Genomic DNA, 17,774 nt, shown 5'->3' with positions numbered 1-17,774 from the left:
TTACTTTTGCACATAGAAAACAGATGCTGTTATGAAGATTATTTGTATTGGACGCAACTATGCAGAGCACGCACAGGAATTGAACAACCAGGTGCCCGATGAACCTATTATTTTCATGAAACCCAAAACAGCTCTTCTTACCGACGGCAAGCCTCTTTTTTATCCTGATTATACCAATGATCTGCACTATGAAGGAGAGCTGGTATTACGGATCTGCAAAAACGGAAAATTCATACAGGAAAAGTTTGCACGCCGCTATTACAATGCCGTAACGGTGGGGATTGATTTCACAGCAAGGGATGTGCAAAAGAAGCTGAAAGACAAAGGCCTGCCCTGGGAGATCGCAAAAGGGTTTGACGGATCTGCAGCAGTAGGTCATTTTGTAATGCTGGAAGACAACCAGTCGATACGCGACTGTATGTTCGAATTACGAATCAATGGCGAAACGCGTCAGCAGGGCGACCCCAAAATGATGATCTTCTCCCCTGAAAAAATCATCAGTTATGTATCCCGGTTTTTTACACTCAATATCGGGGATGTTATTTTCACCGGCACTCCGGCTGGTGTTGGCGGACTCAGCGTCGCGGACGAACTGACCGGATACCTGAATGGAAAGGAAGTACTCCAATGTACCATAAAATAATTTACATGAAACGAATGTTTGGCATTATATGCCTGATCACCTGCAATGTGTTTGCCGTAAGCGCGCAGGAACAACCTCATCTTGGCTGCAAAGACGCGGTGATCGCAGCGCAGTCTGCCGAACTCAAAAGTTCGCTGGTACAACAGGGTTTCGAATTGCAGAACGATGCAATGATCGGGATCAGCGCCAGCGACGGATTTCCGGTGGTAACGCGCATGCAGGGCGGAGAATTTTACCAGATCGTTTTTATAGGCAATACGCGTGCACGCAAAATGCGGCTTTCCCTGTATGATCCGCAAATGAAATTACAGGTTGCAAAGGAGCAGCGACCGCTGCAGCAGACATCCAATGTGATCAACTTCTCTTTTACGCCTCCCTCGGATGGCAACTACCGTATTGAGCTGGAGCAGCATATGAAGTCGTCGATGTTCCGGCATGCCGGCGAATCATGCGGCAGCATCTCTATTTTCCGCCTGAAAAAAGAAAAGAAAACGGGCAAATAAATGGCGGCGGTAAAGATAGAGGAAAGCTGGAAGGAACAGCTGGCAAAGGAGTTTGAAGATCCTTATTTTGCGCAGCTGAGCGCGTTTCTGAAGCAGGAAAAGCAGGCCGGAAAGACCATCTATCCTGCCGGTCCCGACATTTTCCGCGCATTTAACACCACTCCCTTCGACAAGGTGAGCGTGGTATTGCTGGGCCAGGATCCGTATCACAATCCGGGTCAGGCGCACGGACTAAGCTTTTCCGTTCCGCAGGGAGTTCCGCCTCCTCCTTCACTTGTCAACATTTTTAAAGAGCTTCACCAGGATACCGGCATGCCGGTTCCCCGCAGTGGAGACCTGACCCCGTGGGCAGAACAGGGCGTATTATTGCTGAATGCAGCATTGACTGTAGAGGCGCATAAAGCCAATTCGCATGCGAATATAGGATGGCACCGGTTTACGGATGCGGTGATCCACGCTGTAGCCGAAAAAAGAAAAAACATCGTGTTCCTTCTTTGGGGCCGTTTTGCACAAAGTAAGGCAGCATTTATCGATCCGCAGCAGCACCTGATACTTAAAGCAGCCCATCCCTCTCCCCTTTCTGCACATAACGGATTTTTCGGCTGCAGGCATTTCAGCAAAACGAACGAATACCTCGCGCATCATAACAAAAAGCCAATAGACTGGAATTTGTCCTGAGCCATTAAACTCTTTTTCCGTTACCGGGTCATAAGTGCAAATAAAGATTCAATAACACTTAAAAATCTGGAACAATGAAAGCTTTAATCGTAATGGCTGCGGCACTGATGATGACAATAGGCGCAAATGCGCAGAATATACACCGCACAAATGTGAGACAAACCGCACGCATCCATCAGGGCGTTCGTAACGGCAGCATCACTCCAAGGGAACACGCCGCCATCGCAAGACAAAGAAAAGATGTGCGGATCGCAACACGGGTAGCTAAAGCAGATGGAGTGATTACTCCTGCCGAACACCGCATTATCCGCAGAGAACAGCGTCAGGCCAACGCAACGATCTACCGCGCCAAACACAACGGTTACTACCGTTAATAAACAGAATTTTCAGCACAGGAAGGGGATGCCGTTAAGTCATCCCCTTCCTGCTTTTTTGCCATAGCCGTGATTAGCTTGTACATTTGAGGCGATGAATCCGATAAAAAATATCGCCGGCAAAATATACCTCGTGTACCTGTTGCTGGTATTTATCATAACCATGCTTCCGGCCTATATTGCCACCCTGCTGATCCTCGGTCTGCCGGAACCCCGGCGCAGCAAAGCGTTGCACGGCATCTTCGTCGTCTGGATGAATGTCTTTATGCCGCTTGTGTTTTGTCCGGTACGCAGGAAAGGAACCGGATATTTTGCGCCAGGCAAAAACTATGTGGTGGTCTGCAACCACAATTCCTTCATAGACATCCCGGTAAGCAGCCCCTGGATACCCGGCGCTAACAAGACACTCGCGAAAGTGGAAATCGCTAAAGTTCCCCTGTTCGGGCTTATTTACAAGACGGGCAGCATACTCGTGGACCGCGAAAGTGAAAAAAGCCGCAAGGAAAGTTTCACCGCTATGCGCGAAACATTGCGGATGGGTTTGCACCTTTGCCTCTATCCTGAAGGTACACGCAACAAAACAAACGAACCGTTGCAGGAATTCCAGGACGGGGCATTCGTGGTTGCCATAAGGGAGCAGAAACCGGTGATGCCGGCGCTTATTTTCAATACCGGAAAGATCTTACCGCATCAGTACGGCTTCTGGGGCCGCCCCTGCCCGGTGGAACTGCATTTTCTTCCACCGGTGGAAACAGCAGGTATGAGTCTGAAAGAACTGCCTGCGCTGAAAGCACAGATATGGCAAACCATGCATGATTATTACGTCACAAACAAGCGCGCATGAACTACTACCTGATAGGTTCCGGAAAAATGGCCTCTTTCCTTGCCCGCTGCTTACATGCGGCCCATGCCCCTGTAAAAGGAATCTTTGCACGCAATAAAGAAAAGTCGGCAATTATTGCAGCGCAAACCGGGGTACCGTTGATGGATCGTTTGACAGATATCCCTGACGAACCGGGAACGATGTGCCTGATCTGTGTACCGGATGCCGCCATTGAAACAGTTGCCGGCGAGACAGGCCTGAAGAAACATATGATTATGGTGCATACTTCGGGCAATACTGACATTGCAGTACTTGGCATGCATGCGGCGCATTATGGGTGTCTCTGGCCGATCGCGTCGATCAGTGCACATATAAAGCCACTTACCGAACCTGTACCCGTTTGTATAGACGCATCCGACTCAGACACACTGGAAGCATTACGCGCAACGGCTGAAAAATGCTTTTCACCGGTAGTGGTCGCCGATACAGGACAGCGACAAATACTGCACCTGAGCGCTGTGCTCACACAGAATTTTGCGAATCATCTTTTTGCAGTTGCCGAAGATTTGTGCACCGCTAACGGATTGAGCGCAAACCTGTTGAAACCTATGCTGCACGAGTGGCTGCGTACGCTCGATCAGACACCGGCAAGGGAAATTCAGACCGGACCGGCGCTGCGCGGAGATACCAATACGCTGCAAAAGCACCGTGATTTACTCACTGAAATGCCGGAATTGCTTAGAATATACGATTCTCTGACGGATTCTATCAGAAAGATGTATGGCTGAAAACAGCCGATGGATTACCTTTGCACTCTCAATTTTTCTTACAACAATCAATGTATACACTAAAAGTAAATTTTGAACAACAGGGACTGAAACCTATTGTGATCGAAAATGTACAGGGCGGTCAGAGTGTTTTGGAAGTACTGTTGGATCGCGATATTGAATTGCACCACAATTGCGGACAGGTTTGCGCCTGCAGCACCTGCCATCTCTATGTGGAACAGGGGGATGACTTTTTCCCGGAAATAATTGACCGGGAAGAAGACTTTATCGACCGTGCACGCAACCCGCGCATCAATTCCCGTCTGGGCTGCCAATGCGTGCTCAACAAAAATGAGAGCGGCACAGTAGAAGTGACCCTTCCCGACCAAACGTTGATCTACGGCGACTAAAAACATTTTCCAACCATTCAATACAAAGCAAACATGTACGAACCACCGATTAAATGGAATGATTACGAAGACATCGCTCTGAAACTATATGAAAAGTTCGGCGACAACTTCGGTGAAAGCCAGATATACCGCATACGCTTTACCGACCTGATGGAATGGGTAATGCAATTGCCTCATTTTGAAGGTAAAAAAGAAGAGTGCAACGAAGGCCACCTCGAAATGATCCAGAGCAGCTGGGTATATGAATGGCGCGACAATCAGAAATAAATGAATATCCTTTCCCGCTTTAAAGATATTACCACCTTTGTGTTCGATATCGACGGTGTGCTTACCGATGGCACGCTACTGATTACGGAACAGGGTGAGATGCTGCGCAGAATGAATATCCGCGACGGCTATGCATTGCAGCTGGCCGTAAAAAAAGGATACCAGGTCTGGATCATCAGCGGAGGGAAGCAGGAGGCGCCGATCCTTCGCCTGAAACGTCTGGGCATTACAGAAGCGCACTACGATGTAGGCGATAAAAAGCAGTTGCTGCAATCACTCTGGTTACAGTATGGCAATACGCCCGCTCAGACACTGTATATGGGAGATGATATACCGGATCATGCCGCTATGAAGCTCTGCGGTTTACCGACCTGTCCTGCAGACGCGGCTCCCGAAATAATAGCGGTTTCGCAATATGTATCGCATCACACCGGCGGCACGGGATGTGTCCGGGATGTGATCGAAAAAGTACTGAAACTGAATGGCCATTGGGATATTCCGGAATAAAAAAAGACCTGAATCGGATTCAGGTCTTTTTTTATATAGAAAATACGCTGGTGTTACACTTTTGCCAGGGAACCTTTCAGGAAATCGATCACCGCCACTTCCGTCGCATCTACTTCCCTGAGCTTCGCAAGTTCTGTAGACACGTAATCTGTAAGATGAATCAGATAGAAGATGCGTTCAAAATAGCTGTTGCCTTTTGAATGGATCTCAATGATATTGGGAGTATACTGCTTAAAAACTTTTTTGTTGATCTCCATACGCGTCTGCACACGATCATAATCCGTTTCGTTACGCAATAAGACCACCACTTTGTTCGGATCTTTATCGCGCCACCCTACCAGCTCGTTATGGTTCATTTCCGGAATAGCGTGATGCCAGGTAAGGACCTTGCTGTTTTCATTCAGCTGCTGGCGGAAACGTATGGCCATACCTTCGTAATCGGATGCAGCGTAGATGATCGGCAGTTTACCCAATAGCTTTGCGGCAATGGTTTTGGCCTTGCGGCGGATGTCTTTCTCTTCTTTATCCAGCAACTCTATAGCTGCCGGAACGTCTTTTGCGAGCACTCCTTTACATAACCCGAAATGCTCAAATGTGCGCAGCACCTGTAGCATAGAATATCCGATGCAGGAGCGCGGCGGCATCCCGGCGGGCAGTTCAATACAATCGATCCCTTTCTTAGCCGCCAATTCCGCTATTTTACCGCCGGAAGTAATGCACACCACAGTTGCCTTGGCTTTAATTGCAGTTTCCAGCGCTGCGATCGTTTCCTCAGTGTTACCAGAATAGGAAGAGACAATCACGAGGGATTCTTTTCCGACAAATGCGGGCAGGAAATAATCTTTATTGACAACAAAAGGAATTTTTATCTTGTCGAAAACATAGTTCTGTACAATTGAACCCGCAATACCGCTACCGCCCAGACCGGTAAGTATAACATTTTGAAATTTAGTGCTTTTCGGAACGCGGAATTTATATTTGCCTGCTATCTGCAAGGCCTCACGCATCTGCGTGGTAAATCTGATAATTAACTCTTCCATACTGACTAACGAATGTCCAAACATAACGAAATAGGAACAAACGGCGAACTGCAGGCTATGAATTTTTTGAAAAAAAAAGAGTATATTATCCTTGCGAGTAACTGGCGTTATGGAAAAAAAGAAGTGGACATTATAGCAAAAGACGGAAAAGACCTGGTATTCGTAGAAGTGAAAACAAGGCGCAGTAAGCGTTTTGGCTTCCCGGAAGAATCTGTATCACCCGCAAAACAACGTCATCTGAAAGAAGCAGCGGTTGCGTATTGTGCACAAACCGGTTATGTTAAATCCATCCGGTTCGACGTGATCAGCATCGAATGGAATGGCGCAGAAGCGCCTGAAATCAGGCATTTCCATGATGCATTCTATTAAAGAAGTGCTTATTTCCTGTCCAGTACGTATACCTGCAACTTCTTCCCGGGATCTTCATGTGCATCCGCAATACTGAGCACCTGCACATAATCGTACCGTTTATTTGCAAAACGCACCATCATCTGTCCGGGATTGCTTTTATTCGCTGCTCCCACTTTACCGATGTGGCCGAACGGGCCGGGAAACGGATCGGAATAGGTGTCCGACTCTATATTAGAAGTAGGAAATCCCTGGGAGGTCAGGTCTTTTACCGATACCGTAACTACCTTCCGGCGTTTGTCATGATCGGCCTGTACTGATGCCAGCAACTTTTTCTGTTCGTTATAGATTGTGTATTCGGTACGGAATAAGGATTTCCCCTGTTTGCTGTATTTACGTGCATACCATATCTGCGTACGTCTTTCGGGACTCAGCATAAAAAGCGTGCCTTTCGTAAGCACCACCTTATGTTTTGCTTTCTTACGGACCTGGCCGGAAGCAACAGAAGGATCTGCCCATACCTGCAGAGACAGCAGGCTGAAGCAGATGAAAAACAGGCGAAGTAAAGAGCGTTTCATAAATACAGATTTTAGCTTTTTGAATGTACGACGCAACGTATTTCCCAAAACTTAACAATATCACAAAAGAAAAACTAACAAACGTTAGTTAGTATTCTCAGGATTTATTATTTTTGCTATTGGAATGCCGTCAACAAAAACCAAACCCGATCGTCGCTCGCTGATATTAGGCGAAGCTGCCCGTCTCTTCCGGGAGAAGGGCTTCGGAGGCTCTTCTATGCGCGAACTTGCGGAACGTGTGGGTATGGAGGCGGCGAGCATGTACAACCACATACGATCTAAAGACGAGATACTGGACGCGATCTGTTTTGAGGCCGGTGAAAAATACAACCGGCAACTGGAGGAAGCGCGCGTGCAGTTTGCAGGCGATTATCCGCGTATGATGGAGGCGATCATTGCGTTTCATGTAGCGATCATTTTTGAATACCGCGATGCGGTTTCCGTGCTGAACAACGACTGGAAGTACCTTAAACCAGAACGCCTTACCGAGTTCAAGAAAATGCGTAAGGAGTATGAGAAGAACCTTGCCGGCATCATTACCGAGGGTATCGCGGCAGGTGCGTTCAAGGAAGTAAATATATCCGTGGCACTGTTTACCCTCTTATCCTCCCTTCGCTGGGTGGAATTGTGGTATAAACCCGGCCGCGGCGTAAGTAAAGATTCATTGGCAAAAGATATCAGCGCCATCCTGATGAATGGCATCAAAGCATAATACACATGGCAATCACATTTCATCCGCTTAAAGTAAAAAACGTTCGTAAAGAGACCGCAGACTGCGTGTCGGTATCACTGGAAGTTCCGGCGGAACTGCAGCAGGAATTCAGTTTCCGGCATGGCCAGTACCTTACTTTCCGTAAAGAATTCAACGGAGAAGAGGTACGCCGCTCCTACTCTATCTGCAGCAGTCCGCTCGACAGGGAACTGCGCGTGGCAATCAAAAAAGTAGAAGACGGTCTGTTTTCGCAATTTGCCAACCATCAGCTGAAGGTTGGTGACACGCTGGACGCTATGGCTCCGCAGGGTTTGTTTACCTGTGAGCTGAACCGCGAACGCAAAAAATATTACCTGGCTTTTGCAGCGGGCAGCGGTATTACACCAATCCTCTCTATCATTAAAACGGTATTGCAGAGCGAACCTCAGAGCGAATTCTGTCTCGTATACGGCAACCAGAACCGCGGCTCCATCATTTTCAAATCTGAACTCGAAGCACTTAAAAATAAATATATGGAGCGTTTCAGCCTGTACAACGTGCTGAGCCGCGAAGTGGCTGATGCGGAATTGCTGCGCGGGCGCATTGATCCGGCTAAGATCAATATCTTCCTCGATAAGGTCGTAGACGCACAAAAAATTGATGACGTGTTTCTGTGCGGTCCAGAAGAAATGATCCTGAGCGGTAAAGAAGCGCTGAAAGCCGCCGGTATACCCGAAGAGCGTATTCACTTTGAATTGTTCTATTCCGCTACCGCTGCTGAAAAACAAAAGGCCCGCCGCGATATGGCCTATGGCGATGATACGATGAGCGAAGTAACCATCCACCTGGATGGCAGCGCATCCACGGTACGCCTGGGCTACCATGGGGAAAGCATCCTGGATGCTGCATTGCGTAACGGCGCCGATCTGCCTTTTGCCTGTAAAGGGGGCGTATGTGCCACCTGCCGCTGTAAAGTGGAATCCGGTGAAGTGGAGATGGACGTGAACTATGCACTGGAGAAGGATGAGCTTGCACAGGGCTTTGTGTTGGCCTGCCAGGCACATCCACGCAGCGAACAGGTAATCGTTAACTTTGATGTACGTTAATCATAATATTTCTAAACAATCTTAAATCCAAGCATATGAGTCCGCAAATCAATTTTGAGGAACAATTTCAGGCCAAAGTGGATGCCGAAATCAAAATCGAGCCCAAAGACTGGATGCCCGATGCTTATCGTAAAACACTGATCCGTCAGATTTCCCAGCATGCGCACTCGGAGATCGTAGGTATGTTGCCGGAAGGCAACTGGCTTACGCGTGCCCCGTCGCTGAAGCGCAAAGCAACGCTGCTTGCGAAGATCCAGGACGAAGCCGGACACGGCCTCTACCTGTACAGCGCCTGCGAAACGCTGGGTATCACCCGCCTGCAAACCATTGAGGACCTGCTTTCCGGCAAGGCCAAATACTCCTCCATCTTCAACTACCCGAGCCTCAGCTGGGCAGATATGGGAGCGATCGGATGGCTGGTAGACGGTGCAGCGATCATGAACCAGGTGGCTCTTTGCCGTACCTCTTATGGTCCGTATGCGCGTGCTATGGTGCGCATCTGTAAAGAAGAAAGCTTCCACCAACGCCAGGGATACGAGATCATGATGGTGCTGAGCAAAGGATCTGCCGCACAGAAAGAGATGGCGCAGGATGCGCTGAACCGCTGGTGGTGGCCTGCCCTGATGATGTTCGGACCGACGGATTCTGAATCCTCGAACACGGAACAATCCATGAAATGGAAGATCAAGCGTCATACCAACGACGAACTGCGTCAGAAGTTTATCGATGCAAGCATTCCACAGGTGAATTACCTCGGACTCACAGTACCGGACAAAGACCTGAAATGGAACGAAGAGCGCGGTCATTACGACTTCGGCGAGATCGACTGGGAAGAGTTCTGGAACGTGGTGAAAGGCAACGGCATCTGTAACAAAGCACGACTTAAAGCACGCCGCGAAGCACATGAGCAGGGTGCCTGGGTACGTGAAGCAGCCGCTGCGTATGCCGAAAAAAGAGCATCGCGCGTAAACGAAAAAGTAGCATAATCAATCACTCATTTTAAAAATATCAGACAATGCAACATAACGATTGGCCGCTTTGGGAAATATTCATCCGCAGCCGGCAGGGACTGGATCATAAGCACGTAGGCAGCCTCCACGCAGCAGATGCACGCATGGCGATCGAAAACGCGCGTGACGTATATACCCGCCGTATGGAAGGCGTGAGCATCTGGGCTGTTGAGTCCAAACACATACATGCATCCAACCCGGATGAAGCGCAGGAGCTTTTCGAACCTGCAGAAGATAAAATCTATCGTCACCCTACCTTCTACGATATTCCGGAAGAGATAGGCCATATGTAAACCAGCAGCAACCGACATGAACATAACATTGCCCAGTAAAAACCGGACCGCTATGTGTGACTATGTGTTGCAGATGGCGGATTCCAATCTCATACTCGCCCAGCGTCTCTGCGAATGGTGCGGACATGGACCGATTCTCGAACAGGACATTGCGCTGTCCAATATCGGGCTGGATCTGCTCGGAGCCACGCGCAGCCTGTACCAATATGCGGCGCAGCTGCAGAACGAGAACAAAACCGAAGACGACCTGGCTTTCCTGCGCGGAGAACGGGATTTCCGCAACTTCCTGATCTGTGAATTGCCGAAAGGTGATTTCGGATTTACAGTAGTACGTCAGTTCCTGTTTGAGGCGTATCAGCTGCTGTTGCTCGAAGCATTGCAGCAATCTTCCGACACACATCTTGCAGCTATTGCCGAGAAGTCGCACAAAGAAGCGTTGTATCATTACAAATGGAGCGCAGAATGGGTGATCCGTCTCGGTGACGGTACGGAAGAAAGCAAGCGCCGCGTACAGGAGTCGATAGACGATATCTGGACCTACACCGGCGAATTCTTTATCGCCACAGAGTGGGAACAGGAACTGATTGCAGCAGGCGCTATACCCGATTTCCGCACTTTCGCGAATGCGTGGAAAGAAAAAGTAGCCGAAGTATTCAATGAAGCTACACTCACAATGCCGCCCGCAGACGTGTTTATGCAGAAAGGCGGTAAGAACGGAGTGCATACCGAGCATCTGGGCTTTTTACTGGCCGAAATGCAATACATGCAACGACAATTTCCCGGTGAAGAATGGTAATCACAAACGAACATATATGGGCATTGCTGGAACAGGTACCCGATCCTGAGGTACCTGTTCTCAGCGTTGTCGATCTTGGCGTGGTGCGGGATGTGGCTGTTACAGGCCCCGACGCAGTGACCATCACCATTACCCCCACTTATTCCGGATGCCCGGCGATGGATATGATCTCGATGAATATCCGCATGGCATTGCTGGAAGCCGGCATAAAAGACATCCGTATCGAAAGTCGCCTGAGTCCGGCCTGGACCACCGACTGGATGAGCGATGAGGGTAAAAGAAAACTCAAAGAATACGGTATCGCCCCGCCGGTAAATCCGAGCGGTCCGGACGGACTATTCCAGTCGCGCGAGCAGGTACCTTGTCCGCATTGTAATTCCACACACACCGAACTCATCAGTCAGTTCGGCTCCACGTCCTGCAAAGCCCTGTATCGCTGCCTCGACTGTAAGGAGCCTTTCGATTACTTTAAGTGCCACCGCTAGATGCCCGCGTGTACGCATTTGTGGCTACGCATACAACCGGATAATATTTCCTGTAAAGTGCATAAGCAGACAACAGAGCTATACTAGGATGCCGCCTTATAATATTTACGTTTGTATTCAAGCGGAGACATCCCGGTGATCTTGCGAAACACCTCACGAAACGCCTTTACATCCGTATAGCCTACCTCATACATCACTTCGCTGATTGTCTTACGGTTCGTTTCAAACGCTTTCTTCGCTGCTTCCATCTTCACACGCTGCGCATATTCCAAAGGTGTATTACCGGTTGCCCTGATAAAACGGCGGTCGAAATTTCGCCGGCCTACATTGAATGAAGCGGAAAGCTGCTCTATCGATATTCTTTCGTCCAGGTTCTGCTCTATATATTCCTGCGCCAGTATGATCACTTCATCGTCATGGTGTTTCTGTCCCGAGAAAATGGAAAACTCAGATTGTGCAGCCCTGTCGATCTCTATCTGGAATACTTTGGCGCAATACACAGCCGTTTGCCGGTCATAATATTTTTCCACGAGGTAGATCATCAGGTTCAGGAAGGAGTAAGCTCCTCCATTGGTGTAGATGCCGGCTTCGTCCGTTATCAGCTGATCCGGCTGCAATTTCACCTTTGGGAACATGGTTCTGAACTGTTCGGTGACCGACCAGTGCGTGGAACAGCTTTTACCATCCAGCACACCCGCGGCGGCCAGCATAAAAGCCCCGGTGCATATAGTCGCTATTTCCGCACCATTCCTGTATTGGACCAGCAGCCAGTCGAGGAGCAGATCATTCCCCTGCAATGCAAGCCGGTAATTATGATTCAGAGAAGGCACGATGACCAGGTCTGCCTTCCCGACAGCGGAAATATGCATATGCGGTTTTACCGTAAACAAGCCGTCATTGAAGTCTACAGCTTCCGAAATGCCCGCCAGACATATGTGAAACAGCTCTGATCCACCTTTTTCTTTCCGGTAAGCATTCGCCTTGCTGAATATCTCATACGCGCCGGTAATGCTGCTCAGGTTGTTGTTACCCTCCGGCACCACGATACAGAGTTCCTTCATACCCTTTTATTTTATACAAAGGTAGTCCACACAATTGTCCGAATCAACCCGTCACAATGTCTATTTTACACAGCGCGCAAGTAACATAAGGACGGTAGCTTTGTTATTGCAAGTCTTCCACCCGCCATTTGCACGCGGAGCGTTTACAACCGGGGAATTCATTAAAAAAAATCAGCGCATACTATTATGGCAAAAATGACCATCATCTACCAGACGCCTAAAGACAAGGCCTTCTTTGAGCAGCATTATTTTGAGGTGCATGTACCGCTGGCCAGGCAATTACCGGGACTGCTGCGCTATGAGATCAGCGACGGCAACCTGCTTTCCACCACAGGCCACGCCGATGTATATCGTGTAGCGAACCTGTATTTCGAATCGATGGAAGCAATGATGAGTGCTTTCGCATCAGACACAGGTAAAGCCTGTGCGGCAGACCGCAAAATACTTGCAGCCGACAACGAAGTGCAAATCTATATTTACGACACGAAAGACCTGTAACAACGAAGCAAAATAAACAGTCAATCAATAAAACAGACAATATGCATACAACAGAAATCGCGGTAAAAATGATACTGGACCGCTGGAACGGCTCTATCGCCAACTGGAATAAACACCTGAATGCACTGAGCGATGAACGCCTTATGGACGAGATTGCGCCGGGCAAAAACAGAGGCGTATACCTGCTCGGACACATGGTGGCGGTGCACGATGACATACTGCGCCTGCTGGATCTGGGCGAAAAACAACACCCGGAACTGTACGAGCCGTTTCTAAAAAATGCCGACAAGGTAACAGCACAAATACCGCCTGTTGCACTGCTGCGGGAATACTGGACAAAGCAATGTGCATTCCTGGACGAGCAATTCGGGAAGATGCAGCTCAATGACTGGTTTGACAAGCATACCGCTGTTTCCGCAGAGGAGTTCGCAAACGAGCCGCACCGCAACAAACTGAACATCATCATCACCCGCACTTCTCATCTGCAATACCATACCGGGCAACTGGTGATGCTTCAATAATCCGTACAGGTAAACAGTAACGAAATGAGCATGACGCATTTTACCACGACGATCACCGTCGACCAAAGCCCGCAGGAAGTATTTGATGCGATCAATAATGTGCGCGGCTGGTGGCAGGGCACCATAGAAGGTGACACGATAAAACAGGGAGACGAATTCGATTACCGGATGAAGGACCTGCATTACTCCCGGCAGCGCGTGCTGGAGTCGGTGCCCGGTGAACGGTTGGTATGGCTCGTAACCGACAGCAAGCTCCCCTCCTTCGATAACGACAATGAATGGACCGGCACTAAGATCATTTTCGAAATAACCGAGGAAGCCGGGCAGACACAACTGCGCTTTACGCATGAAGGACTGACGCCCTCATTTGCCTGCTACGGTGCCTGTTCCGGAGCCTGGGGCGCGCTGGTACGGGAAAGCCTGTACAGCCTGATCAGCACGGGCAAAGGCAGGAACGTATTCGGCTAAAAAGTATGCTGTGTACGGGAAAGGCTGACAGATACACTTGTTGTCTGTCGGCCTTTTTATTGGCGCCAGGGTTTGCTTATCCGAAAGAAAAGACAGAAATAATATCGATTCCCGGCATAGTTGGCGGTGGGTATTTCGTTATTTTTGGCACCACTAACAGTATATGCAAACAGCAATTATCGGCAGCGGCGCCATGGGCAGCGGCATTGCCCAGGTACTGGCCCAGGCAGGCCACAAAGTATTTTTATACGACACACAAAGCGCAGCATTGGAACGCGCAAACAGCAGCCTCAAAGCGAGTTTCGGCAAACTGGCCGAAAAAGGAAAGATCAGCAACGAACAGGCGGAAGCTTATATGGCCAATCTGCAGTTTGTGGATTCACTGGAAGCTCTTGCCGGCAGCGAACTGGTCATTGAAGCGATCGTGGAAGACCTCAATGTGAAACAAACCGTATTCCGCAACCTCGAAGCAGTGGTTTCCGGTGATTGCATTCTGGCGACAAATACCTCATCTCTTTCACTTGCCTCCATTGCAGCAGCCTGCAAGCACCCGGAGCGTGTGATCGGCATCCATTTCTTCAACCCGGCTCCATTGATGGCGCTGGTGGAGATCATACCTGCCGTTCAGACCGACGCAGCACTGCCTGCGAAAGTGCGCAGCATGGTAAGCAGCTGGGGCAAATTACCCGTGATCACGAAAGACACACCCGGCTTTATCGTCAACCGCGTAGCCCGTCCGTTTTACAGTGAGGCGATCCGCCTGCTGGAAGAAGGTGTTGCGGACTGTGCAACAATTGATGCCGCCATGACGGCAGCGGGCTTCAGGATGGGTCCTTTTGCGCTGATGGATTTTATCGGACACGATGTGAACTACCGTGTGACGGAATCTGTATGGCAATCGCTGTTCTTCGATCCGCGCTTCAAGCCATCCCTGAGCCAGAAACGCCTGTTTGAGGCCGGCTATTACGGACGTAAATCCGGAAGGGGCTTTTACAGTTATGCAGCCGGACAGGAGTTGCCCGCCGCACAGGACGACGCCGCGTTGCAGAAACGTATATCCGACCGCATCCTGGTGATGCTGATCAACGAGGCCGCCGACTCATTATTCCTGAATATTGCCAGTCACGAAGACCTCGAAACAGCCATGACCAAAGGCGTGAACTATCCGAAAGGCTTACTGGCCTGGGGTGCAGAGATCGGCTGGAAAAAGGTGCTGCAACAGCTCGAAGATTTATACGATTATTACCAGGAAGACCGCTACCGCGTCAGTCCGCAGATACGTCGCTGGGCTGAAGCCGGGTAATGGAATGCTTTTAAAAATAAACAGTCCCTCCGTGATCAAAAACGGAGGGACTTCTTTTTTGAGGATACATTCCCTGTTACGCCTTCGGCTCTGAAGGCTTGCTCTGCGTGGAGTCGTTCACGTTCACGCCCCACTCCGCCAGCTTTTTAGGGTTGTCGCCGTAAAGGGGCTCACCGGTGATACTTTTATCGTTATCTTACATAAATGAAAAAAGACAATAACATCCGCACGCTGGTAATCCTGCACATCTGCGTGCTTGCATTTCTGTTGTTGCATCTTGTACTAAGCGGTATAACCGGGTACCGCATAAGCCAACCTGTACTGTTTCCTTTTAAGATAGCGCTGTATCTGTCCGGATTGATCCTGTTCTTCAAAACCTTCCGCAAATCACGCTTACAGTCGTTGTATTATTCCTTTTACCTGGCATCGGCTATCGTGGCGGCTGTTTTCACTACAATCGGAGGCATCTTTATGGCATTGCTTGCGTCGTTGCTGTTGTTCCCCATCTATCCGAAAACCACTTTGTTTAAAAATGACCAGATCATTATCTACAGCCGTTTCCAGGGATTTATGGCAGCCTGCTGCTCCTATGAGGTGGCACAACCTGTTTACTGTATCTTTGAAAAACATCGTGGCTACATTTACGTAAATGACCCGGTCGATCCCCAATCAGACACGTTCGGCTGGCAGGGCGACACAATCGTTTACCGGCATAGCATCAGCACGTACCGTTATTCAGAAAAGATAACCAGGGACACAACTGAAATCTTACCACTCGGAAAATAAAATGAAGCAACCCAATAACGCTGTATCAGATACCGGTCCCTTTTACCACGGCACCAAAGCGGATCTCAAACCCGGCGATCTGCTCAGCGCAGGCTTCCCGTCCAACTATAAGCCGGAGGTGATCATGAATCATATCTACTTCACTGCGCTGCCAAACGGAGCCGGACTTGCGGCTGCACTTGCTCCCGGTGAAGGTCGTGAAAGAGTTTATATTGTCGAGCCTACCGGTCCTTTTGAGAACGATCCCAACGTAACGGACAAGAAATTTCCCGGCAACCCTACCCGCTCCTACCGCAGTAGTGCACCCCTGAAGGTCGTGGGTGAACTCAGCGACTGGGTGCGGCTCACACCGGAAGCCCTGCAGGAATGGAGAGATCGCATTGCGGCTATGCGGGCAGATCCTAAAACGGAAATCATCAATTAACAAGATGGACAGGGTGGCACGATGAGCAGGAGAACAAGATTAACAGGAGTACACGATGGACAGGATTACACGATGAGCAGGAGAACAAGATTAACTGGAGTACACGATGGACAAGATTACACGATGAGCAGGAGTACACGATGAGCAGGAGTACAAGATTAACAGGAGTACACGATGGACAAGATTACAAGATGAGCAGTATATTAACACAGGTACGACCTACAGTAAAGCCGTAGATAATGAAAGAAGGCAAGGGCTAAGGTTAACCTGACCGAAAAAATAATGAACTGAAGAATAACAGCTAAAAGACGAACAAGATGACAACGAAGAAGAACATTAATGACATCACACATGCGATAATCGGCTGTGCAATGCAGGTACATTCAACCCTGGGTAATGGTTTCCAGGAAGTGATCTACCAGAGAGCTCTGGCGCTGGAAATGAGTATTGCCGGGCTTTCGTTTCAACAGGAAATGATCATGCCTATTTTCTATCGAGATATAAAAATCGGCACACGCAGGGTTGATTTCTTTGTAGAAAACTGTGTGATGCTGGAATTAAAAGCGCGTGAAAAACTGGAAGATGCTCATAAAGCGCAGGCCATAAATTACCTGGAGGTATACAATATTGCGGACGGTTTGCTGATTAACTTCGGCCGCCTCAGTCTTGAATTCAAACGAGTCTACAACAAGAAACTCGTTGCTCCCACAGGTCACCCTTTACATCCGGAAGATATATAGCGCTCAAAAACCTGAACAATTGCAGGACAAGCAAACGCAGTTTACACAGGCATATAAAATCCTGTAAACCTCTTAATCCTGATCTACTTATTAAATAAGTTCATCGTCCGCTCGAGGCCCATCGACACAAAGGATTCGATGGCGTCGCAGCTTTTCAGGACTTTGTCTTTTACAACCGCCATCTCAGTGGGCGTCCAGCGGCCGAGCACAAACTCTACCTGGCGTCCTTTAGCGAAGTTGTTACCGATACCGAAACGCAGGCGCGGATACGCATTGGTGCCTAACAGCAGCTGGATGTTCTTCAGTCCGTTATGACCCGCATCGCTGCCGGAACCGCGGATACGCATCGTGTCGATCGGCAGGGCAAGGTCGTCCATGAGCACCAGGGTATTTTCAACCGGGATTTTCTCCTTATCCATCCAGTATTTCATTGCCTTACCACTCAGGTTCATATAAGTGGTGGGCTTGATCACCACGATTGTTTTGCCCTTCCATTTACACTCAGCCACGAAAGCGAGACGGTCAAGGCGGAATTGCCCTCCATGCTGCATCACAAATACATCTGCAATATCAAAACCTATATTATGACGTGTGCCGTCGTATTCCGCGCCGATATTACCGAGTCCGACTATCAGGTATTTCATAAGGCAGCAA

27 protein-coding genes are annotated in these 17,774 nt (G+C 49.0%); 23 read left to right on the top strand and 4 right to left on the bottom strand.

Features of this window, described 5'->3' with window-relative positions; genetic code table 11:
- The first annotated feature begins 31 nt into the window (after positions 1-31).
- The 9 genes from ABD846_RS14660 to ABD846_RS14620 all read left to right on the top strand — a co-directional run bounded on the left by ABD846_RS14660 (position 32) and on the right by ABD846_RS14620 (position 4,972).
- Positions 32-643, top strand: coding sequence for a fumarylacetoacetate hydrolase family protein (locus ABD846_RS14660; RefSeq protein WP_344828712.1), 612 nt, complete (start codon positions 32-34; stop codon positions 641-643).
- A 5-nt stretch (positions 644-648) separates the two neighbouring features.
- A complete protein-coding gene (locus ABD846_RS14655) occupies positions 649-1,146 on the top strand; it encodes a hypothetical protein (RefSeq protein WP_344828709.1) in 498 nt (165 codons plus the stop codon).
- Entirely contained in the window at positions 1,147-1,824 is a 678-nt protein-coding gene (gene ung, locus ABD846_RS14650) for a uracil-DNA glycosylase (RefSeq protein WP_344828706.1), read from the top strand.
- Between the two features lie 74 nt (positions 1,825-1,898).
- The gene (locus ABD846_RS14645) at positions 1,899-2,198 is read left to right on the top strand and encodes a hypothetical protein (RefSeq protein ID WP_344828703.1); all 300 of its coding nucleotides are present in this window, start codon (positions 1,899-1,901) and stop codon (positions 2,196-2,198) included.
- A 94-nt stretch (positions 2,199-2,292) separates the two neighbouring features.
- Positions 2,293-3,042, top strand: coding sequence for a lysophospholipid acyltransferase family protein (locus ABD846_RS14640; protein ID WP_344828700.1), 750 nt, complete (start codon positions 2,293-2,295; stop codon positions 3,040-3,042).
- Positions 3,039-3,809 carry a DUF2520 domain-containing protein gene (locus tag ABD846_RS14635; protein ID WP_344828697.1) on the top strand — a complete coding sequence of 257 codons (771 nt, stop codon included), beginning with the start codon at positions 3,039-3,041 and terminating at the stop codon, positions 3,807-3,809. Before ABD846_RS14640 ends, ABD846_RS14635 begins: the two co-directional genes overlap by 4 nt.
- 50 nt (positions 3,810-3,859) lie before the next feature.
- Positions 3,860-4,198 (top strand): 2Fe-2S iron-sulfur cluster-binding protein, encoded by a 339-nt coding sequence (locus tag ABD846_RS14630; RefSeq protein ID WP_344828694.1) that lies wholly within the window; start codon positions 3,860-3,862, stop codon positions 4,196-4,198.
- Between the two features lie 33 nt (positions 4,199-4,231).
- Entirely contained in the window at positions 4,232-4,465 is a 234-nt protein-coding gene (gene iscX, locus ABD846_RS14625) for a Fe-S cluster assembly protein IscX (RefSeq protein ID WP_344828691.1), read from the top strand.
- The gene (locus tag ABD846_RS14620; RefSeq protein ID WP_344828688.1) at positions 4,466-4,972 is read left to right on the top strand and encodes a KdsC family phosphatase; all 507 of its coding nucleotides are present in this window, start codon (positions 4,466-4,468) and stop codon (positions 4,970-4,972) included.
- A 53-nt stretch (positions 4,973-5,025) separates the two neighbouring features.
- On the opposite strand, the gene ABD846_RS14615 is transcribed toward ABD846_RS14620, so the two are convergent.
- Positions 5,026-6,012 carry a bifunctional phosphoglucose/phosphomannose isomerase gene (locus tag ABD846_RS14615; RefSeq protein WP_344828685.1) on the bottom strand — a complete coding sequence of 329 codons (987 nt, stop codon included), beginning with the start codon at positions 6,010-6,012 and terminating at the stop codon, positions 5,026-5,028.
- Positions 6,013-6,024: 12 nt separating this feature from the next.
- Here ABD846_RS14615 and ABD846_RS14610 point away from each other — a divergent pair, with 12 nt between their 5' ends.
- On the top strand, positions 6,025-6,381 hold the full coding sequence (locus ABD846_RS14610) for a YraN family protein (protein WP_344828682.1): 357 nt from the start codon (positions 6,025-6,027) through the stop codon (positions 6,379-6,381).
- 8 nt (positions 6,382-6,389) lie between these two features.
- Here ABD846_RS14610 and ABD846_RS14605 read toward each other — a convergent pair whose 3' ends face one another.
- Entirely contained in the window at positions 6,390-6,938 is a 549-nt protein-coding gene (locus tag ABD846_RS14605) for a hypothetical protein (protein ID WP_344828679.1), read from the bottom strand.
- Positions 6,939-7,062: 124 nt separating this feature from the next.
- Between ABD846_RS14605 and ABD846_RS14600 the strand changes: the two genes are divergently transcribed.
- From ABD846_RS14600 to paaD, 6 genes are read left to right on the top strand one after another with little or no spacing between them, the layout of a single operon-like run.
- Positions 7,063-7,650, top strand: coding sequence for a TetR/AcrR family transcriptional regulator (locus tag ABD846_RS14600; protein WP_344828676.1), 588 nt, complete (start codon positions 7,063-7,065; stop codon positions 7,648-7,650).
- A gap of 5 nt (positions 7,651-7,655) precedes the next feature.
- A complete protein-coding gene (gene paaE, locus ABD846_RS14595) occupies positions 7,656-8,735 on the top strand; it encodes a 1,2-phenylacetyl-CoA epoxidase subunit PaaE (protein ID WP_344828673.1) in 1,080 nt (359 codons plus the stop codon).
- Positions 8,736-8,770: 35 nt separating this feature from the next.
- On the top strand, positions 8,771-9,721 hold the full coding sequence (gene paaA / locus ABD846_RS14590) for a 1,2-phenylacetyl-CoA epoxidase subunit PaaA (protein WP_344828670.1): 951 nt from the start codon (positions 8,771-8,773) through the stop codon (positions 9,719-9,721).
- Positions 9,722-9,750: 29 nt separating this feature from the next.
- A complete protein-coding gene (gene paaB, locus ABD846_RS14585) occupies positions 9,751-10,038 on the top strand; it encodes a 1,2-phenylacetyl-CoA epoxidase subunit PaaB (protein ID WP_344828667.1) in 288 nt (95 codons plus the stop codon).
- A 16-nt stretch (positions 10,039-10,054) separates the two neighbouring features.
- Complete coding sequence (gene paaC / locus ABD846_RS14580; protein WP_344828664.1) at positions 10,055-10,834, top strand: 1,2-phenylacetyl-CoA epoxidase subunit PaaC; 780 nt, start codon at positions 10,055-10,057, stop codon at positions 10,832-10,834.
- Entirely contained in the window at positions 10,828-11,319 is a 492-nt protein-coding gene (gene paaD / locus ABD846_RS14575) for a 1,2-phenylacetyl-CoA epoxidase subunit PaaD (RefSeq protein ID WP_344828661.1), read from the top strand. The genes paaC and paaD overlap by 7 nt, the downstream gene beginning before the upstream one ends.
- A gap of 83 nt (positions 11,320-11,402) precedes the next feature.
- Here the strand turns inward: paaD and ABD846_RS14570 are convergent, their stop codons facing one another.
- Positions 11,403-12,380: a GlxA family transcriptional regulator gene (locus ABD846_RS14570; protein WP_344828658.1), complete on the bottom strand. Its 978-nt coding sequence runs from the start codon at positions 12,378-12,380 to the stop codon at positions 11,403-11,405.
- A 186-nt stretch (positions 12,381-12,566) separates the two neighbouring features.
- Between ABD846_RS14570 and ABD846_RS14565 the strand changes: the two genes are divergently transcribed.
- From ABD846_RS14565 to ABD846_RS14535, 7 genes are all read left to right on the top strand, one after another.
- On the top strand, positions 12,567-12,878 hold the full coding sequence (locus ABD846_RS14565; protein WP_344828655.1) for an EthD family reductase: 312 nt from the start codon (positions 12,567-12,569) through the stop codon (positions 12,876-12,878).
- A gap of 41 nt (positions 12,879-12,919) precedes the next feature.
- On the top strand, positions 12,920-13,399 hold the full coding sequence (locus ABD846_RS14560) for a DinB family protein (RefSeq protein WP_344828652.1): 480 nt from the start codon (positions 12,920-12,922) through the stop codon (positions 13,397-13,399).
- A 24-nt stretch (positions 13,400-13,423) separates the two neighbouring features.
- The gene (locus ABD846_RS14555; RefSeq protein WP_344828649.1) at positions 13,424-13,867 is read left to right on the top strand and encodes an SRPBCC family protein; all 444 of its coding nucleotides are present in this window, start codon (positions 13,424-13,426) and stop codon (positions 13,865-13,867) included.
- A gap of 163 nt (positions 13,868-14,030) precedes the next feature.
- Complete coding sequence (locus tag ABD846_RS14550; protein ID WP_344828646.1) at positions 14,031-15,170, top strand: 3-hydroxyacyl-CoA dehydrogenase NAD-binding domain-containing protein; 1,140 nt, start codon at positions 14,031-14,033, stop codon at positions 15,168-15,170.
- Between the two features lie 204 nt (positions 15,171-15,374).
- On the top strand, positions 15,375-15,956 hold the full coding sequence (locus tag ABD846_RS14545; protein WP_344828644.1) for a hypothetical protein: 582 nt from the start codon (positions 15,375-15,377) through the stop codon (positions 15,954-15,956).
- Between the two features lies 1 nt (position 15,957).
- Positions 15,958-16,380: an NAD(+)--rifampin ADP-ribosyltransferase gene (arr, locus tag ABD846_RS14540; protein ID WP_344828642.1), complete on the top strand. Its 423-nt coding sequence runs from the start codon at positions 15,958-15,960 to the stop codon at positions 16,378-16,380.
- A gap of 317 nt (positions 16,381-16,697) precedes the next feature.
- Positions 16,698-17,120, top strand: a complete 423-nt coding sequence (locus tag ABD846_RS14535) for a GxxExxY protein (RefSeq protein ID WP_344828640.1) — start codon at positions 16,698-16,700, stop codon at positions 17,118-17,120.
- 83 nt (positions 17,121-17,203) lie between these two features.
- Here the strand turns inward: ABD846_RS14535 and pth are convergent, their stop codons facing one another.
- Positions 17,204-17,764, bottom strand: coding sequence for an aminoacyl-tRNA hydrolase (pth, locus tag ABD846_RS14530; RefSeq protein ID WP_344828638.1), 561 nt, complete (start codon positions 17,762-17,764; stop codon positions 17,204-17,206).
- Positions 17,765-17,774 lie beyond the last annotated feature (10 nt).

It is taken from the genome of Rurimicrobium arvi, assembly GCF_039540495.1.
Classification (GTDB): Bacteria; Bacteroidota; Bacteroidia; order Chitinophagales; family Chitinophagaceae; genus Rurimicrobium; species Rurimicrobium arvi.
The sequence above is the reverse complement of the archived record's forward strand: the minus strand, read 5'-3'. Positions and strand labels throughout refer to the sequence as shown.